The 16,923-nt window shown below is 65.6% G+C and carries 15 protein-coding genes; 10 read left to right on the top strand and 5 right to left on the bottom strand.

Features of this window, described 5'->3' with window-relative positions; genetic code table 11:
• Window positions 1-121: 121 nt before the first annotated feature.
• The 7 genes from H7A76_RS24170 to H7A76_RS24200 all read left to right on the top strand — a co-directional run bounded on the left by H7A76_RS24170 (window position 122) and on the right by H7A76_RS24200 (window position 7,662).
• On the top strand, window positions 122-781 hold the full coding sequence (locus tag H7A76_RS24170) for a CsgG/HfaB family protein (protein ID WP_185700847.1): 660 nt from the start codon (window positions 122-124) through the stop codon (window positions 779-781).
• A gap of 29 nt (window positions 782-810) precedes the next feature.
• Window positions 811-1,182 carry a DUF4810 domain-containing protein gene (locus tag H7A76_RS24175; RefSeq protein WP_185700822.1) on the top strand — a complete coding sequence of 124 codons (372 nt, stop codon included), beginning with the start codon at window positions 811-813 and terminating at the stop codon, window positions 1,180-1,182.
• Window positions 1,179-1,835, top strand: coding sequence for a DUF799 domain-containing protein (locus H7A76_RS24180; RefSeq protein ID WP_185700823.1), 657 nt, complete (start codon window positions 1,179-1,181; stop codon window positions 1,833-1,835). Before H7A76_RS24175 ends, H7A76_RS24180 begins: the two co-directional genes overlap by 4 nt.
• Window positions 1,836-2,052: 217 nt before the next feature.
• Window positions 2,053-4,164 carry a PAS domain-containing sensor histidine kinase gene (locus tag H7A76_RS24185; protein ID WP_185700824.1) on the top strand — a complete coding sequence of 704 codons (2,112 nt, stop codon included), beginning with the start codon at window positions 2,053-2,055 and terminating at the stop codon, window positions 4,162-4,164.
• Between the two features lie 202 nt (window positions 4,165-4,366).
• Entirely contained in the window at window positions 4,367-4,633 is a 267-nt protein-coding gene (locus H7A76_RS24190) for a DUF1652 domain-containing protein (protein WP_085597902.1), read from the top strand.
• 100 nt (window positions 4,634-4,733) lie between these two features.
• Window positions 4,734-7,292 carry an excinuclease ABC subunit UvrA gene (locus H7A76_RS24195; protein WP_185700825.1) on the top strand — a complete coding sequence of 853 codons (2,559 nt, stop codon included), beginning with the start codon at window positions 4,734-4,736 and terminating at the stop codon, window positions 7,290-7,292.
• 136 nt (window positions 7,293-7,428) lie between these two features.
• Window positions 7,429-7,662, top strand: a complete 234-nt coding sequence (locus H7A76_RS24200) for a DUF465 domain-containing protein (protein ID WP_022639428.1) — start codon at window positions 7,429-7,431, stop codon at window positions 7,660-7,662.
• A gap of 206 nt (window positions 7,663-7,868) precedes the next feature.
• On the opposite strand, the gene H7A76_RS24205 is transcribed toward H7A76_RS24200, so the two are convergent.
• Complete coding sequence (locus H7A76_RS24205; protein ID WP_185700826.1) at window positions 7,869-8,972, bottom strand: SMP-30/gluconolactonase/LRE family protein; 1,104 nt, start codon at window positions 8,970-8,972, stop codon at window positions 7,869-7,871.
• Between the two features lie 25 nt (window positions 8,973-8,997).
• On the bottom strand, window positions 8,998-10,173 hold the full coding sequence (locus H7A76_RS24210) for an SRPBCC family protein (RefSeq protein WP_185700827.1): 1,176 nt from the start codon (window positions 10,171-10,173) through the stop codon (window positions 8,998-9,000).
• Window positions 10,174-10,261: 88 nt separating this feature from the next.
• Between H7A76_RS24210 and H7A76_RS24215 the strand changes: the two genes are divergently transcribed.
• Both H7A76_RS24215 and H7A76_RS24220 read left to right on the top strand, forming a co-directional pair.
• Entirely contained in the window at window positions 10,262-11,182 is a 921-nt protein-coding gene (locus H7A76_RS24215; RefSeq protein WP_185700828.1) for a LysR family transcriptional regulator, read from the top strand.
• 129 nt (window positions 11,183-11,311) lie between these two features.
• Window positions 11,312-12,550 (top strand): EAL domain-containing protein, encoded by a 1,239-nt coding sequence (locus H7A76_RS24220; RefSeq protein ID WP_185700829.1) that lies wholly within the window; start codon window positions 11,312-11,314, stop codon window positions 12,548-12,550.
• Here the strand turns inward: H7A76_RS24220 and H7A76_RS24225 are convergent.
• Window positions 12,537-13,010: a hypothetical protein gene (locus H7A76_RS24225; RefSeq protein ID WP_185700830.1), complete on the bottom strand. Its 474-nt coding sequence runs from the start codon at window positions 13,008-13,010 to the stop codon at window positions 12,537-12,539. The genes H7A76_RS24220 and H7A76_RS24225 overlap by 14 nt on opposite strands.
• A 163-nt stretch (window positions 13,011-13,173) precedes the next feature.
• On the opposite strand from H7A76_RS24225, the gene H7A76_RS24230 reads away from it, so the two are divergent.
• A complete protein-coding gene (locus H7A76_RS24230) occupies window positions 13,174-14,079 on the top strand; it encodes a LysR family transcriptional regulator (RefSeq protein WP_185700831.1) in 906 nt (301 codons plus the stop codon).
• A gap of 43 nt (window positions 14,080-14,122) precedes the next feature.
• Here the strand turns inward: H7A76_RS24230 and H7A76_RS24235 are convergent, their stop codons facing one another.
• Both H7A76_RS24235 and H7A76_RS24240 read right to left on the bottom strand, forming a co-directional pair.
• Window positions 14,123-15,469 carry an OprD family outer membrane porin gene (locus H7A76_RS24235; RefSeq protein ID WP_185700832.1) on the bottom strand — a complete coding sequence of 449 codons (1,347 nt, stop codon included), beginning with the start codon at window positions 15,467-15,469 and terminating at the stop codon, window positions 14,123-14,125.
• A gap of 92 nt (window positions 15,470-15,561) precedes the next feature.
• On the bottom strand, window positions 15,562-16,905 hold the full coding sequence (locus H7A76_RS24240) for a citrate-proton symporter (protein WP_221775363.1): 1,344 nt from the start codon (window positions 16,903-16,905) through the stop codon (window positions 15,562-15,564).
• Between the last annotated feature and the right edge of the window lie 18 nt (window positions 16,906-16,923).

Genomic DNA, 16,923 nt, shown 5'->3' on the forward strand with positions numbered 1-16,923 from the left:
ATCCAGAACATCCGAACCGCCTTTTTCGAGCCCGTGCCTATACGGATTCGCGCTGGCTGGTGGGTGCAAGAGCAGTTGGATATTCAAAAAGGAACATAGAGTGAGAGTGATCTCGAAGTTGATGGTGTCGGGCGCTGCGTTGGCGGTGCTGGCAGGTATGAGCGGTTGTGCCACGGAAAGCTCCCGGGCCTTGCCGGTGGAAAAGGTCCAGAGCGCCAGCCAGGCCTGGAGTGGCGCCCGGGTACCGATGGCGGTGGGTAAGTTCGATAACCGCTCCAGCTACATGCGCGGGATTTTCTCCGATGGTGTCGACCGCCTCGGCGGCCAGGCCAAGACCATCCTTATCACTCACTTGCAGCAGACCAACCGCTTCAACGTGCTGGACCGCGACAACATGGGCGAGATCCAGCAGGAAGCGGCGATCAAGGGCCAGGTACAGAAGCTCAAGGGCGCGGATTTCGTGGTGACCGGCGACGTCACCGAGTTCGGCCGCAAGGAAACCGGCGATCACCAGCTGTTCGGCATTCTCGGCCGTGGCAAGACCCAGGTGGCCTACGCCAAGGTGGCCTTGAACATCGTCAATATCAGTACTTCCGAAGTGGTCTATTCCACCCAGGGCGCCGGCGAATACGCCTTGTCCAACCGTGAAGTGATCGGCTTCGGCGGCACGGCCTCCTACGACTCGACCCTCAACGGCAAGGTCCTGGACCTGGCCATGCGCGAGGCGGTCAACCGCATGGTCGAGGCCATCGACGCCGGCGCCTGGAAACCAGGTCGCTGATCACCACTGCCAATAGGGAAAGTGCACATATGTTCAAGATCATGATGGCCCGGCCAGCGGTGGCCGCTGTCGTGCTGGGCAGCGTATTGCTGGCCGGCTGCAGCGGGCCGAAGACGCTGTACCAGTGGGAAAGCTACCAGGCCCAGACCTACGAGTACTTCAAGGGCGAGGGCGCCCGCGAGGCCCAGGTCGAGGCGCTGGAACGCGACCTACAGAAAATCAAGTCCACCGGCAAGGCGGTGCCGCCGGGTTACCACGCCCACCTGGGCATGCTCTACGCCGGCCTGGGCAAGGATGACCAGATGGTGCAGCAGTTCAACACCGAGAAGGCGCTGTTTCCGGAGTCGGCGAAGTACATGGACTTCCTGCTCAAGAACGCCAAGCAGGGGGCCGCGCAATGAGCCTGTCGACCCTGCGCAACCTCCTGGGCCTGCTGACGGTCAGCCTGCTGGTGGGCTGCGCCGCCCCCAAGACCGTAGACTACGCGGCCTACAAACAAGCCAGGCCGAAGTCGATCCTGGTGCTGCCGCCGCTCAACGAGTCGCCGGACGTCAAGGCCACCTACAGCATGCTGTCCCAGGTGACGCTGCCGTTGGCCGAAGCCGGTTACTACGTGATGCCGATCGCGCTGGTGGACGAAACCTTCCGTCATAACGGCTTGACCAACCCGGCGGATATCCACGGCCTGCCGCCCACCAAACTCAACGAAATCTTCGGCGCCGATGCCGGCCTGTACATCACCGTCAAGGAGTACGGCACCAGCTACATGCTGATCAGCAGCGAGACCGCGGTGACCGCCAGCGCTACCCTGGTCGATCTCAAGACCGGCACCACGCTGTGGACCGGCAGCGCCCGGGCCTCGAGCGAGGAAGGCAACAACAACAGCGGGGGCCTGGTGGGCATGCTGATCACCGCCGCGGTGAAGCAGATCGTCAACACCTCCACCGACGCCGGCCATCCGATCGCCGGCATCACCAGCCAGCGCCTGCTGTCGGCCGGGCAGCACAACGGCCTGCTGTACGGTCCGCATTCGCCGAAATACGGCACCGACTGATCCACCCGGGGCGGGCAATCCGCCCCCTTCCAGGCGGCGCCGCGAGCGCCCGCCTGGATTGGCCGGCATCGCCTATCCTGTCTGTTCAGTCTTGCCGGGTGCGCAGGTCCAGGTGAATAACCGGAAACCATTGCCCCGGCCGGGCCTCCAAGGCTCTAGGGCCGTGCGCAATCCTTTGCCCACCCATGTCGTACCACGTTCTTCACAGAGTCCGTTCATGCCGTTCTTATCCGATCATCACGGGTGCCAGGGCTGGAAAGGCCAGATGGCCAGTCGTATCCGCGCCTTCGACTGGTCCCTGACCAGCCTCGGCCCGTTGCAGGACTGGAGCCATAGCCTGCGCAGCACGGTGCAACTGATGCTCGGCTCGCCCGTGCCGATGGTGATGCTCTGGGGCCCCCTGGGCTACATGATCTACAACGACGCCTATGCGGTTTTCGCCGGCGGACGCCATCCCTACCTGCTTGGGTGTGCGGTGGAGCGGGGTTGGCCGGAGGTGGCCGAGTTCAATCGCGGGGTGATGGACACCTGCCTGAGCGGCGGCACCCTGACCTACCACAACAAGGAGCTGGTACTGCTGCGCAACGGAGTGCCGGAGAATGTCTGGCTGGACCTCTACTACAGCCCGGTGGCCGATGATGACCAGGCCCCGGCGGGGGTCATTGCCATCGTCGTGGAAACCACCGCCCATGTGATTTCCGAGCAGCGCCGGCAGGCTGCCGAGGCGGCCTACCGCGCCGAGAACGAGCGAGTCCAGCTGGCCTTGAACGCCGGGGCGTTGCTCGGTTCCTTCGTGTGGGACATCCAGCATGACCGGTTTTCCAGCGACGAGCGTTTTGCCCGGACTTTTTCCTACCCGGACGGGCAAGCCCTGGACGATCTGCCGATCGCCATCGCCGAGAGCCGCATCCATCCCGATGACCTGCCGCGCATCCGCGAACTGGTGGACTACAGCCTGAGCCATGGCGGCTCGTACAACGCTGAATATCGGATACGTCGCGCCGACGGTAGCTACGGCTGGGTGCTGGCCTGCGGTCGTTGCGAGTTCGACGGCCAGGGCCGGGCCCTGCGCTTTCCCGGGGTGTTGATCGATATCCAGGAGCGCAAGCTCGCCGAAGACGCCTTGCGCCAGTTGACCCGCGACCTGGAGCAGCGGGTACTCCAGGAGGTCGACGCGCGGTTGAGCGCCGAGGAGCGTTTGCGCCAGGCACAGAAGCTCGAAGCCATCGGCGGTCTCACCGGTGGCGTGGCCCATGACTTCAACAACTTGTTGCAGGTGATCTCCGGCAACCTGCACCTGCTGGCCCGCCACGAGCCGGACAACGTCAATGTGCAACGACGGACCCGGGCCGCTCTGGCAGCGGTGGAGCGTGGAGCCAAGCTGTCGGCGCAGCTCCTGGCCTTCGCCCGGCGCCAGCCTTTGTCGCCTGCGGTCTACGATCCGCGCCACCTGTATGAAGACCTGGGCGAACTGTTGCAGCGTGCCCTGGGGGAAACCATCAGCCTCGAAGTGCAACTGCCCGAGGACCCCTGGTGCATCCATGTCGACCGCAACCAGCTGGAGAATGCGGTGCTCAACCTGTTGCTCAATGCCCGGGACGCCATGGGCGGTGAGGGTACGATCCAGATCCGCGCCGAGAACCTGGTGCTGGAGCGCGAGCAGTGCCTGGACAAGGACATCGAGCCCGGCCAGTACCTGTGCCTGACCGTGGCCGACAGTGGCGGGGGGATGTCGGCGGAGGTGCTGGAGCAGGCCTTCGAGCCGTTCTTCACCACCAAGAGCGATAGCCACGGCACCGGCCTGGGATTGAGCATGGTGTTCGGTTTCGTCAAGCAGAGCGGCGGCCATGTGGAGATCTTCAGCAGCCCCGAGCAGGGCACCCGGGTGCGGATGTATTTCGCCCGTTGTGCGGGCCAGGAGGCGCCCGTTGTGCGCCAGCCCCATAGCCATGGCGCGGGCGGCCAGGAGAGCATCCTGGTGGTGGAGGACAACGCCGATGTGCGCAGCGCCGCGGTGGAAATGCTCAGGCACGACGGTTATCGGGTCAGCACCGCGGCCAGCGGCGATGCTGCCATGCAGATGTTGCTGGAGGGGCTCAAGGTGGACCTGATCTTCACCGACGTGGTGATGCCCGGCCTGATCAAGAGTACCGACCTTGCCACCTGGGCCAAGACCCAGGTCCCGCCGATCGCCGTGCTGTTCACTTCCGGGCACACCCGCGACCTGATCTCGCCGGACCATTTGCTCAGCCCGGATACCTACCTGTTGAGCAAGCCCTACGGACCCGAGGAGTTGACCGCCATGGTGCGCTCGCTGCTGGGGACCTGACGGCGCCAGTGTGACGTCCCGCACGGAAATCCGGCATGGCGACGACAAATCGGCGTCAAGCCTCTAGTCTGTACCGAATTGAATGAACTTGTACTGTTTGGCCGATGACCAAGGACAGGGGGCACCGACCGCCTGATCCCACAACAACAAGGCTTGTCTTGCGCGGTTTTTTTCCTTTAAACCTTTTTTGGATCCTCTGCCCGTGATCTCTACTCTCGAACTGCGCAGAATCATCGAAACCAGCTTCCTACCCCTGCACTGCCAGTGCACCATCGGCCATGACGGCGCCATGACCGTGCGTATCTGCGATCCGGATTCTGGCCGCGTCGACCTGTTCGTGACCGGCATCTCCACTCGTTCCCTGACCAGCTCCCGGGCCATCTGCGAGCTGATCGCCGAACTGCGCTACGACCTGCGGCACACCGGGCTGTCGGCGGAGCAGGGAGCCCGGCAACCGCAACGGCGCTGAGTAGCCGCTGGCCACCGGGCTTGCCCTGGGCCCTGGGGGGTATGTGATGATCGGTGGTCGCGCTCCTCGCATCTGATGATTACCCAGACAAGGCAGGCCCATGACTTCGCCCGATCGTTTTGCTGATTCCCGGTACAGCGCCGCGGTAGCCCACGGTTCCGGATTCGTGCGGGTGCGTGGCGCCCGCGAGCACAACCTGCGCAACGTCGACGTCGACATTCCCCGGGATGCGCTGGTGGTGTTCAGCGGCGTGTCCGGCTCGGGCAAGTCGTCCCTGGCGTTCTCGACCCTGTATGCCGAGGCCCAGCGGCGCTATTTCGAATCGGTGGCGCCCTATGCGCGGCGCTTGATCGACCAGGTCGGGGTGCCGGACGTGGACCGTATCGACGGCCTGCCCCCGGCGGTAGCCCTGCAACAACAACGTGGCAGCCCCAGCACACGGTCCTCGGTGGGCAGCGTGACCACCTTGTCCAGCCTGGTGCGCATGCTGTATTCCCGGGCCGGCAGCTATCCGCCCGGGCAAGCGCTGCTGTATGCCGAGGACTTCTCGCCCAACACGCCCCAGGGCGCCTGCCCGCAATGCCATGGCCTGGGCCGGGTGTACGAGGTGGACGAGGCGAGCATGGTCCCCGATCCGTCGCTGACCATCCGCCAGCGCGCGGTGGCTTCCTGGCCCCTGGCCTGGCAGGGGCAGAACCTGCGGGACATCCTGGTGACCCTGGGCTACGACGTGGACATTCCCTGGCGCGACCTGCCCAGGGAGCAGCGCGACTGGATCCTGTTCACCGAAGACACGCCGACGGTGCCGGTGTATGCCGGACTCACCCCGGAGCAGACCCGCCAGGCCCTGGCGCGCCAGCAGGAGCCCAGCTACATGGGCACTTTCAGCGGCGCCCGGCGCTATGTGCTGCATACCTTCACCCATACCCAGAGCGCCTTGATGAAGAAGCGCGTGGCGCAGTTCATGCGCGGCAGCCAATGCCCCTTGTGCGACGGCAAGCGACTCAAGCGCGAGGCGCTCGCGGTGACGTTCGCCGGGCTGGATATCGGCGAACTGGCGCGCATGCCGTTGTTGCAACTGGCCGAGGTGCTTGCGCCGGTGGCCGCCGGCACGCAGGCCCGCCAGGACACGGCGCAGTTGTCGCCGGAGAAGCGCCTGGCGGCGCAGCGCATCGCCCAGGATCTGCTGGAACGGGTCGCTATCCTGGTGGACCTGGGGCTGGGCTACCTGGCGCTGGAGCGCAGCACGCCGACCCTGTCCCCGGGCGAGTTGCAGCGCTTGCGCCTGGCCACCCAGCTGGGCTCGCAGCTGTTCGGGGTGATCTATGTGCTGGACGAGCCCTCCGCGGGCCTGCACCCAGCGGATGCCGAGGCCCTGTTCGCGGCCTTGCAGCGCCTCAAGGCCGCGGGCAACTCATTGTTCGTGGTGGAGCATGACCTGCAGATCATGCGCCGGGCCGACTGGCTGGTGGATGTCGGGCCGGCGGCCGGCGAGCGCGGTGGCCAGGTGCTGTACAGCGGGCCGCCGGCGGGGCTGGCGGCCATTGAGGCTTCGCAGACCCGGCCCTACCTGTTCGCCGGGCAGGTCCCGGTGGCGCATACCCCGCGCCAGCCCCGGGACTGGTTGCGCCTGGCCGGCATCACCCGCAATAACCTCAAGGACCTGGACGTCGAGTTTCCCCTGGGCTGCTTCACCGCCGTGACCGGGGTTTCCGGTTCCGGCAAGTCGAGCCTGGTCAGCCAGGCGCTGCTGGAACTGGTCGGCGCCCACCTGGGCAAGAGGCCTGCCGCTGAGGAGGCGGCGGAGCTGGACCTGGAGGACGAGGTTCCCGTTGCCAGCGGCGGGCGGGTGGTGGCGGGCATGGAGCGGGTCAAGCGCCTGGTGCAGGTGGACCAGAAGCCCATCGGGCGTACTCCGCGCTCCAACCTGGCGACCTACACCGGCTTGTTCGACCAGGTGCGCAAGCTGTTCGCCGCCACCCCCGAGGCCCGGGCCCGGGGTTATGACGCCGGGCAGTTTTCCTTCAACGTCGCCAAGGGCCGCTGCCCGGCCTGCGAGGGCGAGGGTTTCGTCAGCGTCGAGCTGCTGTTCATGCCCAGCGTCTTCGCGCCATGCCCGACCTGCCATGGTGCGCGTTATCACCCGCAGACCCTGGAAGTGACCTGGCAGGGCCTGAACATCGCCCAGGTCCTGCAATTGAACGTCGAGCAGGCCTTGCCGGTCTTCGCCGGGCAGCCGGCGATCCTGCGGGCCCTGCAGGTACTGAGCGACATCGGCCTGGACTACCTGCGCCTGGGCCAGCCGGCCACCGAGCTGTCCGGTGGCGAGGCGCAGCGCATCAAGCTGGCCACCGAGCTGCAACGCAATGCCCGTGGCGCCACCCTCTATGTGCTGGATGAGCCCACCACGGGCCTGCACCCAAGGGACGTGGACCGGCTGCTGGAGCAGTTGGACAAGCTGGTGGCCGCCGGACACAGCGTGGTGGTGGTCGAGCACGAAATGCGCGTGGTGGCGAGGGCCGACTGGGTCATCGATATCGGCCCGGGCGCGGGCGAGCAGGGCGGTCGCCTGGTGGCCTGCGGCACTGCGCAGCAGGTGGCCAGGCAGGGTGAAGGCCGTACCGCGCCGTTCCTGGCGGCGGCCCTGGGCGGGAATTGATCCAGGGCAGCCGGCGGCGACGAACGGTTACCGCTGGTCTGATTGGCGGTCGACAGACCCGGGGAGCCAAGGCCATGCTGATGGCTGGCAGGGGCGTGAGGACGCCCCTGCTGCCGATCAACCACGGAGGTGTTCCATGCCGGTGACCCACGATCTTTACCAGGACCTGAGCTGCAGCAAAGAAGACATTCAACAGCGTCGGGCCAAGGATCCCCACCTCAATGCACTGTTCGACAAGTACAACAGTATCGACGACCAGGTGCTCAAGGCCGAAGCAGCGGCCGCCGCAGACGATGAAGTAAGGAAGCTCAAGGAAAAACGCCTGCTGATCAAGGATGAGATCTCCCAGAAACTCACCGCCCGTTCCTGACCTCCCGCCCTTGGCGCCTGTGGCTCGACCACAGGCCGCCGGTAACCGACCTCGATTCCCTTGTGTTCTTGCGGCAACGGCGAGACGAAGCGTGCCTGTAGCCGTCGCCGAGCCTGCGGGGCCGGACCAGGGGCCGCAGGACCTTCAGCGCGTCCGGCTAGCCGTGCACAACCTGCGGCCGCGACCCCACGGGGGGGCTCCAGGCCTCAGTGCTCCAACGCCTGCTGCAATGGCAAGCGCGCCATGTGCCGGGCACTCAGGGAGCCCAGGTACAACGCATCGCCGTACTCGCGCACCGTGGTAATCGGCGAATAGTTGCCGCTGCTGCCATCCTGCAGGTTGGCGATCACCCGGCCCTGGGTGTCCAGGCCCAGCACGAAGCCGCGCTTTTCCACCGGCTTGGGTAATACCTGCATGGCCCGCACCAGCATCTTGCGCACGAAAGGGTAGGCGGCGGTGCCGTCCAGCAGGGCATTGCGCGGTGCATACAGGGCCACCCAGAAGCGATCACGGCCATTGAAGCTGAGGTTGTCCGGCAGCCCCGGCAGGTTATCGATGAACAGGTCGTGCTGGCCGGTCTTGTCGCCCTTGAGCCAATAGCGGCTGATGCGATAGGCGCCGGTCTCGTTGACCAGAACGAAGGCCTCGTCCGGGCCCAGGGCGATGCCATTGGCGAACTCCAGGCCGTCGAGCAGGAGCTCGGTCCGGCCACTCTGGAAGTCGTAGCGCAACAGGCGGCCATCGCCACCGTGTTCGATCACCGCCTCGCCGTCTTGGCCATAACCCCAACGGCTGCTGGCGTCGCTGAAATAGGCGTAGCGACCGGCGGCATCCACCGCAACATCGTCGGTGAAGCCGAATTTCAGGCCATTGGCCGTGTCGCTCAAGACCTGGATCTGGCCCTGCCCGTCCAGGGCCAGCAGGCCCTTGATGGCGTCGGCGATGATCAGGCGGCCGTCCGGATGCCGGGCCAGGCCCAGGGGCCGGCCACCGGTATTGGCCAATACCTTGAGGGCCGTGCCGTCGAGGCTGGTCTGGATTACCCGGCCATCATGCAGGCCGGTGAGCAACTGGTCGTTTTCCAGCAGTAGCGCCTCGGGGCCGGCGATATCCCGGGCACCGACCGCCTGCACGGCCTTGAGCTTCTGGTTCTCGGCGTAAGGGCCCTGGCTCATCGATGGCGCAGGCGAGGGCTGCCAGGCCACCGGCTGGACCTTGGTCGGCGCCAGCAGCAGGAAGGCCAGGATGGCGATGACCAGCAGCAGGATGATCCGGCCGAGGCCGAAGCGGCGAGGGGCGATTTGGTTCATGCAGTGACTCCTGTCGGTGTGCGGTTCAGGACGGGCTGGCAGCCGGCGCGGCGGGCTGCGCTGCGATGGTTTGTTGGGCCATCTTGCACAATGCCTGCATCGAGGCCGCGGACTCCCGTTCTATCCGTCGTTTGAATAGCAGTCGATTACCCAAGCGCATCAGCAGGTTGTCGAAGCCATATTCCAGGGTGCGCACGAAACGGGTGTGTCCGTCTGCCAGGGGCTGGCATTGGTAGGTGACCTGCAACCATAGACCATGATCGCCCCGGGCCGTGGCGCGCCAGCGCTGCCCCGGCAGGTACTCCTCGACCCGCCAGCTCAGGTGGCCGCTGCGCCCGCCGGCGTGGATGTCCTCCTCGAAGCCCTGGCCGCCGGCCAGGGGGCCATCGGCGCCTTCGACCTTGAGCGACGATGGATGCCATTGCGGCCAGCACCGTGGGCTGGCGGCGTAGGCCAGGGTGCTGGCGCTGCTGCGGGGGATGTCGACCTGATGCTGCATGCGGGTCAGGGACGTGGGCCTGGTCGCGCAGTGGGACTGCTCCGGGGTTTGCTCCGGCTGCCAGTACAGGGTGCCGAACAGCCAGTCCATCAAGGGCAGGACGATATTGAAGTTGCGTTCCTGCATCAGCTCGCGGCGGTGATGCAGTTCGTGCAGGCGCCGCATCTGGCGGATCCAGGGCAGGCGCGCCAGGGGATGGCCGGCCGGCAAGTGTTCGCAGGCATGGAAGATCTCGTAGGCCAGGTAGCCGATCAGCGTGCAGCTGGCGAACAAGGCCGCGACATTGGCGTTCCACAGGCGCAGCAGCCCCCACAGGGGCAGGGCGAACAGCAGGCTGTGGAGCACGATCAGCCAGGCCGGGAACAGGATCACCCGCCAATCCCGCAAGCCTTCGTAAGCCATCAGCCCCGGGGTGAAGAAACTGTGGTGATCGCCGGTATGCCGGGCATAGAACAGGCGTCCCAGGCGCCGCTTGTGGTGTCCCAGCCAGCGGTGCACCCCGTAGATGCACAGGTTGAAGAACAGCAGCGCCAGCGGTATCGCCAGCCATTCCAGCGGCTGTACCCGGTCCAGGGTGCTCCACAGCAGGCCGATGCACAGCAGGCCGTAGGCCAGGACGAAGCCGCCGTGCAGCCATGGGTTGTAGCGCGGGCTGACCGCGGCCCGGTATTGCTGGCGAAAGTGCTGGGTGGTGTCGCGCATGGCGCTGCTCCCGTTGTTGTTTTTATTGACCGCAGCCTAGCTCCCGGAGAATTATCCATCCAATGGATAGTAGGAATGAGCATTATTCATGAAGCTGAATATCCAGCGCCTGGACCTCAACCTGCTGCGGGTGTTCGATGCCTTGATGCAGGAGCAGAACCTGTCCCGGGCCGCCTTGCGGCTCAATCTCAGCCAACCGGCGGTGAGCAATGCCCTGGCGCGCCTGCGCCGACACCTGGACGAGCCGTTGTTCGTCCGCACGGCCCGGGGCATGCAACCGACTTCCCGGGCCCAGGGCCTGCATGTGTTGGTGCGCCAGGCCCTGCACTTGCTGCAACAGGGCCTGGACCCGGCTGGCGAGTTCGATCCTGCGGCGGCCGACCAGTTGTTCACCCTGTCGATGAACGACTACGCCCAGGCCCGCCTGTTACCGGCGCTATCGCGGCGCTTGCAGGAGGTGGCGCCGCAGGTACGGCTGGCGGTGCGCAGCGACAGCGCTGACTCGCTGGCGGCCTGGCTCAGTGCGGGCATGCTCGACCTGGCGGTGGACTACCTGTATTTCGACAATCCGGACCTGTGCTACCAGCCATTGCTGGAGGAACAACTGGTGGTGATCGGTCGCGCCGGACACCCGGCCTTCGTTCCCGAGCTGGACCTGGCGGCCTACCAGGGTTGCCAGCATGTGGCGATTCCCGATCGTGGCGGGCGTGGGTCGCCGCTGGAGATCGTGCTGGGTTCGGCGCGGGTCAGGCGCCAGGTGCAGCTGTTCGTACCCAACTACCTGAGCATCCCGCTGATCGTGGCGCAATCCGATCTTCTGGGCACGGTGCCGAGGCACCTCGCGGAGCATTTCGCCGCGTTGCTGCCGATCCGCATCGCCAGCTTGCCGTTGCTGGCAGCGCCGGTGCAGGTCAGCCTGATCTGGCATCGCCAGCAGCAACAGGCGCCGGGGCTGCAATGGTTGCGTGGCGAGATCGGGGCTCTGGCGAGCCAGGGGCCTGGCAGCTAGCGTCGCCCTCTACGGGGCTTACCTGTGCAGTCCAGGCCAGAGATTTTTCCTACTTCTATTCAGGATGTATCTTGAATTCAGCTCCAGGGCGCTTTGGCTAGCATGGGTTTTTGCCCGGAGCCGCAGTCCATGAAGACCCTGAGCGTATTGCTGTTGTGTTCGAACACCTTCAGGGCCCGGCGCTTTACCCGGATCCTGGACAGCACCGCCTTCGTCCAGCTCCAGGTGGTCTGTAGCGACGACGATTGGACCTGCTTTCCCCCCTGCACCCAGGCCCCGGACCTGGTGATCTGCGACTCCCTGGCATCCCCTGCGGCGATCCATTACCTGCGCCGGCTCTGCGAGTACTATCCCTTCTTCTCGATGATCGCGAGTACGACCCTGAAGGCCCCGTTCCGCTGGGGCCTGGCGAATTTCCTTGAGTATTCGGGCAAGCACGACCTGGGCAGCTTCGAAGAGCTGGATGCCCCCCTGCTGGGCGAGCTGCTGCTCAAGGCCCTGGCCCTCAAGTCCAGGAGGGCCGGCCAGGGCCACGGGCAGTCGGCGCCGCCCCCGCCGCTCACGCAAGAGCAGGCGTTGCTGGCCCTGGAACAACGGCAGATCGTGGCTTTTTTCCAGCCGCAGGTGTGCCTCAAGACCCGGCGCATCACCGGGGCCGAGACCCTGGTGCGCTGGCTGCATCCGAGTCGGGGTGTGTTGGGGCCTGGTGCTTTTCTCGCTCTGTTCGAGCGACCCGAACAACAGCGCCAGCTGTTCCACAGCCTGTTGCAACAGGGGTTGGACTTGCAACGCCGGTTGCCGGTCGGCCATGGGGCTGGGCTGGTGTTTTCCTACAACCTCGAGGCCAGCCAGTTACGCGAGCCAGGACTCGCCCGGCAGATTCTGCAACGGATCGAGGCCGCCGCGGTACCGGCCAGCCAGGTGACCCTGGAGATCACCGAGCGCGTGGCCCTGGTCCTGGATATGCCGGCTATCGAAAACATCAGCCTCTTGGTGAAAGGCGGGGTACGCCTGTCCCTCGATGATTTTGGCTGCGGGTATTCCTCGCTGACCCGCCTGGCGGACATTCCCTTCAGCCAGGTCAAGCTCGATGCAGGGCTCATCGGCAACGCCCATGGGCCCAAGGCAAGCCTGATCATCGAGGCTGTGGTCAGCTTGGCCCGATCCCTCGAGCTGGAGCTGGTGGCCGAAGGGGTCGAGACCCCAAGGCAGCGGGCACACTTGCGGCGCCTGGGGGTTGGCGCGGCCCAGGGCTACCTGTTCCACAAGCCCATGGATGGCGCCAGCCTGCTGCGCTTGCTGGCCGTGGAAGAGCCGGATCCTCGGTTATCGCCAGGACCCGGCGGCCGCTTGCTCAAGGCGCCTTGAGCATCACATAGGCTTCGCCGCCACGCCGATCGTGCATCAACAGGAACACCTTGCCGTCGATAGTGAGCTTGGCGGGCAGGCTCTGCTCCACCGGCGTGCTGGAGAACTTGCCGGCAACGCTGAGAAATTGCCGGGTCAGGGAGCTGTCGTTCTGGTTCGGGGTGGTGACGGCGCATTCCTGGTTGGCCCGCACCTGGACCCCAAGGGTCTGGTCCTGGTTCATGCCCATCCTGGCGAACCCCGCGTCGTTCAACTCCCCGATACCATGCTCGCGAGCAGCGGTGGCGGCGCCGTTGAAGGACGGAGCGGATTTCAGGCAGATATCGCGAAAGGCCAGGATCCCGGCGGAGGTGACCGTGGGCTCCGGATCGAGCTGGCGGGTGATGCTGCTACAAGCGCCAAGCTGTGCCAGGACGGCGAACAGCGTGGCAAGCAGGGCGGTGCGGGGCAGGGGGGTCATGGTCGGTCCTCGGGCGCGGCAGGGCTGTCTAGCAGGGTAGGCAGCGCAGGCCGGTAGATCAATGTTTGCGGCGTGACTCTCCCTGGTAACAATGCCTTGGCTACCCGCGCTGGCGCAGTATTTGCCTGTTTCCCAATCCGTTCAGCGACAGGGATCGACAGCCATGCAATTACGCGCGTTGCGTTACTTTCACGAGGTGGCCCGGTGCGCTTCCTTGCGCCAGGCGGCGGAGCGCCTGTACGTGACTCCCACGGCCGTGAGCCGGCAGATCGAGCAGCTGGAACACTTCTTCGGCAGCGCCCTGATCGAGCGCGGCCCCCGGGGGATTCGCCTGACGGTGGAGGGCGAGTGCCTGGCCGAGCAAGTGGCCTCGACCTTGCGCGGCTTCGACCAGGTCCGCGATGTGATTGCCAGTCGGCAAAGCCAGGTCGCCGGTAACGTCAGTATCCATGTGTCGGAAAGTATCGTTTCCAGTGTGCTGGCTCCGGTGCTGGCGGCGTTCTATCGCAATCACCCCAAGGTGACCTTCAATATCGTGATCGCCAGTGCCGGTGCCACCCTCGATGCCCTGTGCAGTGGCGAGGCCGACCTGGGCCTGGCCTTTTACCTACAGGAACGTGCCGAGGTGGAGGTGACCGCCCAGTGCCAGTTGTGGCACCGGGTGCTGGTCAGCGCCGAGCACCCCTTCGCCCAGCGCCCAAGCATTCGCCTGGAGGATCTCGAAGACCAGCCCCTGGCGATTCCCGGCTCGGCCTATGGTGTGCGCCAGGCACTGGAAGGGGCGGCGAAGAAGCGTGGGCTGAACATCCTGCCGGTTTTCACCACCAGCTCCCTGGAAGTGCAAAAAAGCCTGGCGCGCCAGCGTGCAGCGGTGCTGATCCTGCCCCAGGTGGACGCCGAGGCTCGCGACCTGGGGGATGGCCTGGTGGCTGTGCCGATCGACGATGAGCACCTGGAGCGCATCCGTGTCGATCTGTGCGTGTATCGCAATCGCCCGTTGTCGGTGGCCACTCTCCAGTGCCAGGCGATGCTCGCCCGGGCCATGCAGCATCACGCCCTGGCCGACTGACCGGACAACCTGCTGCGCGTTGCCTTGCGGGGCGGTCGCGACCCTAGAACAGGTTGAACGGAAAGTTGCCCACCAGGCGCAGCTCGTCGTAGCTGCCGTCGATCTGCCCACCGCTGGCGCGATGGTTGTAGACGATGGTTCGCAGTACCGCGTCCTTGAACCTGCCGGACTGCACCACATAGGCCAGCGTCAGGCCGTTTTCGTCATGCTGGGCGCCGTCCAGGCCACGCACGTTGTAGCCTCGGTTGCGAGCGTTGCGGTCGCCACGGTAGTGCGTGCCGTCGATGTTCCAGCCCTTGGCATGCCACAGGCTGGCGCTCAGGCCCGGTACGCCGAAGGCTGCCAGGTCCAGGTCGTAGCGCAGTTGCCAGGATTTCTCGTTGGGGCCGTTGTAGTCCGAGTACAACGAGTTGGCCATGTAGTTGCCCGTGGATTCCCACACATAGTCGAAGTACTCGTCGCCGAACACCTGTTGCCAGGCCAGGGTCAGGCCGTGGGCCTGGTGGCTGGCGGTCAGTGCGAGGCTGAAGGCGTCGTTGGCGATGTAACCCAGGCGCTGCTGGCCCTGGTCCCGGGTGTGGTAGTAGTTGAACGCGGTCTTCAATGCCAGGTGGCTCTTATCGCCAGCGCGCTGGGTCAGCCCCAGGTAGTACTGGTCCCACATATTCTCGAAGCGCGAGGCATAGAGACTGCCTTCCAGGCCCAGCCCCGGCTTGAGTGTCGCCCCCAGGTAGCTGATGCGCTCGCCACTGTAGGCTCGATTGCCGAACGTGGTGGTCAAGCGCTCGGTGCCGGTGCCGGTCCGCGGGATCGCCCGGTCGAAGCTGCCGGCTTGCAGCGCCAGCCAGTCGGTTTCATTGCTGTACAGGCCCACGCCCTGGAAACTCGAAGGCAGGGCACGGTTGTCCTTGTAGCGCAGCACCGGGTTGTCGGTCATCAGGCGTCCGGCCTTGAGTTCGGTATTGGACAGGCGCAGGCGCACATCGCCGATCCCCAGGCGGCTCCAGGTCGGCAGGGCATCACCGGCACTGTCCACCAGCACCCGATCGCCGCCATTGGCCACCCGGCCGTGGCCGCGTTCCAGGTTGACCGCGCTGAACAGCCCGGCGTCGACACCGAAGCCGACCAGGCCTTGGGTGTAGCCCGAGCTGTACTTGAGCATGCCGGTCTGGACCCAGGTCTGTCGGGTACGGGTGCGTTCGAGACCCTCGGCTTTCTTGATCCAAAGGTAGGTATCACGCCGGGTGTGCTGGTTGGAGTAGTAGTGACGCAGATTCAGATCCAGGTGGCTGCCCTCGAGGAATCCCGGGGCTTGGGCCTGTGGGTTGTCCTGGGCCCAGGAGGGCGCGCTGGCGAACAGGGCCAGGCTGCAGAGTGCGAAGGGTTTCATGTGGCTTCCCTGAAAACGAAGGCGATGTCGGGCCGTCCGTGACCGCCAGGGCGGCACGGTAGCGAAAAGATCGTCGAGTGCAAAGCGGTCGGTTAGCGGGCTCGTGCCAGTCCTGCTTCCGGGTTGTCGCGCCCTGGAGTTTCGGGGCGGGTTTCCTTGGCGAACCAGGCCGCGGCCAGGCAGACCAGGTTGGCCAGCAACAGGTAGCCCACGGGGGACATGGGGTTGCCGGTGGTACCGATCAGCCAGGTGATGATGATCTGCGCCGTGCCGCCGAAAGCCGCCACGCCGAAGGCGTAGACGATGGAGAAACCCGTGGAGCGCACGGCCTTGGGGAAACTCTCCACCAAGAGCACGATCAACGCCGCGCCACTCATGCCATGCAGGCCCGATAGCACGGCCAGGGCGGTGAGAAAGGTGGTGGGGCTGGGGTGTTCGGTCATCAGTTGCAGGGCCGGGAACAGCACCAGTAGCAGCACTACCCTGGGGGCCATGAGGATGGTGCGCCGGCCGTAGCGGTCGCAGAGCATGCCACCGGCGATGGCGCACACCGCCATCGCCGCTCCGGCCACCAGGGTGGAGAGCATCGAGATGCTGGTGGGCAGCTTCAGCTCGGTGAGGGCGAAGGTGGTCATGTAGTTGATGAAGTACTGGGTGATGGTGCTCCCGGAGAGAATCAGCAAGCCCAGTACCAGTGCCCGGCGATGGGCACCGAAGACCTGGCGCACCAGGCTGCCGGTACTGGCCTGTTCGCCCTGGCCATGGAAGGTCTCCGCCAGGTTGCGCCGGATATAGATGCCGATGGGCAGCACCAGCAGGCCGAACACGAAGGGCACGCGCCAGCCCCAGCGGTTGAGGTCTTCGGCGGACAGCAGCTGGGTCAGGATATAGCCCACGGTGCCCGCGGCCATGGCGGCGACACCCTGGGCCACCACCTGCCAGCAGGCATAGGTGCCACGCTTGTGTGCCGGTGCGGCTTCGAGAATGTAGGTGGTGGCCGGGCCGGCCTCGCCACCCCAGGCCAGGCCCTGGATCAACCGGGTGAGCACCAGCAGGATCGGCGCGGCGATCCCGATACTCTCGTAGCCCGGCAGGATGGCGATGCTGCCGGTGCCCACGGCCATCATCACCAGGGTCAGCAGCATGGCGGGCTTGCGCCCGACGCGGTCGGCATAGGCACCGATCAGCACCGCCCCCAGGGGCCGCACGATAAAACCGACGCCAAAGGCCGTGACCGACAGCAGCAGGCTGACGAAGGCGCTGTCGGAGGGAAAGAAGGTATGCCCGATCATCACCGCGAAGGTGGCGTAGACCCCGAAGTCGAAGAATTCCACGGCATTGCCGAGGATCACCGCGAACACGCTGCGCTTGCCTCCCGGTGCATTCGGCGCTGGCGCATCATGGGGTAGGGAATGGGTGTGGTGGTGATTGTGCATACTGGCCCCTCGAATTTT

The sequence above is a fragment of the Pseudomonas sp. MSSRFD41 genome, from assembly GCF_014230245.1.
GTDB lineage: Bacteria > Pseudomonadota > Gammaproteobacteria > Pseudomonadales > Pseudomonadaceae > Aquipseudomonas > Aquipseudomonas piscis.

Bases quoted from the DNA above. Each gene is read 5' to 3' on its own strand.
- H7A76_RS24170 (WP_185700847.1), top strand. From the start codon at position 122: ATGGTGTCGGGCGCTGCGTTGGCGGTGCTGGCAGGTATGAGCGGTTGT.
- H7A76_RS24175 (WP_185700822.1), top strand. From the start codon at position 811: ATGTTCAAGATCATGATGGCCCGGCCAGCGGTGGCCGCTGTCGTGCTG.
- H7A76_RS24180 (WP_185700823.1), top strand. From the start codon at position 1,179: ATGAGCCTGTCGACCCTGCGCAACCTCCTGGGCCTGCTGACGGTCAGC.
- H7A76_RS24185 (WP_185700824.1), top strand. From the start codon at position 2,053: ATGCCGTTCTTATCCGATCATCACGGGTGCCAGGGCTGGAAAGGCCAG.
- H7A76_RS24195 (WP_185700825.1), top strand. From the start codon at position 4,734: ATGACTTCGCCCGATCGTTTTGCTGATTCCCGGTACAGCGCCGCGGTA.
- H7A76_RS24200 (WP_022639428.1), top strand. From the start codon at position 7,429: ATGCCGGTGACCCACGATCTTTACCAGGACCTGAGCTGCAGCAAAGAA.
- H7A76_RS24205 (WP_185700826.1), bottom strand. From the start codon at position 8,972: ATGAACCAAATCGCCCCTCGCCGCTTCGGCCTCGGCCGGATCATCCTG.
- H7A76_RS24210 (WP_185700827.1), bottom strand. From the start codon at position 10,173: ATGCGCGACACCACCCAGCACTTTCGCCAGCAATACCGGGCCGCGGTC.
- H7A76_RS24215 (WP_185700828.1), top strand. From the start codon at position 10,262: ATGAAGCTGAATATCCAGCGCCTGGACCTCAACCTGCTGCGGGTGTTC.
- H7A76_RS24220 (WP_185700829.1), top strand. From the start codon at position 11,312: ATGAAGACCCTGAGCGTATTGCTGTTGTGTTCGAACACCTTCAGGGCC.
- H7A76_RS24225 (WP_185700830.1), bottom strand. From the start codon at position 13,010: ATGACCCCCCTGCCCCGCACCGCCCTGCTTGCCACGCTGTTCGCCGTC.
- H7A76_RS24230 (WP_185700831.1), top strand. From the start codon at position 13,174: ATGCAATTACGCGCGTTGCGTTACTTTCACGAGGTGGCCCGGTGCGCT.
- H7A76_RS24235 (WP_185700832.1), bottom strand. From the start codon at position 15,469: ATGAAACCCTTCGCACTCTGCAGCCTGGCCCTGTTCGCCAGCGCGCCC.
- H7A76_RS24240 (WP_221775363.1), bottom strand. From the start codon at position 16,905: ATGCACAATCACCACCACACCCATTCCCTACCCCATGATGCGCCAGCG.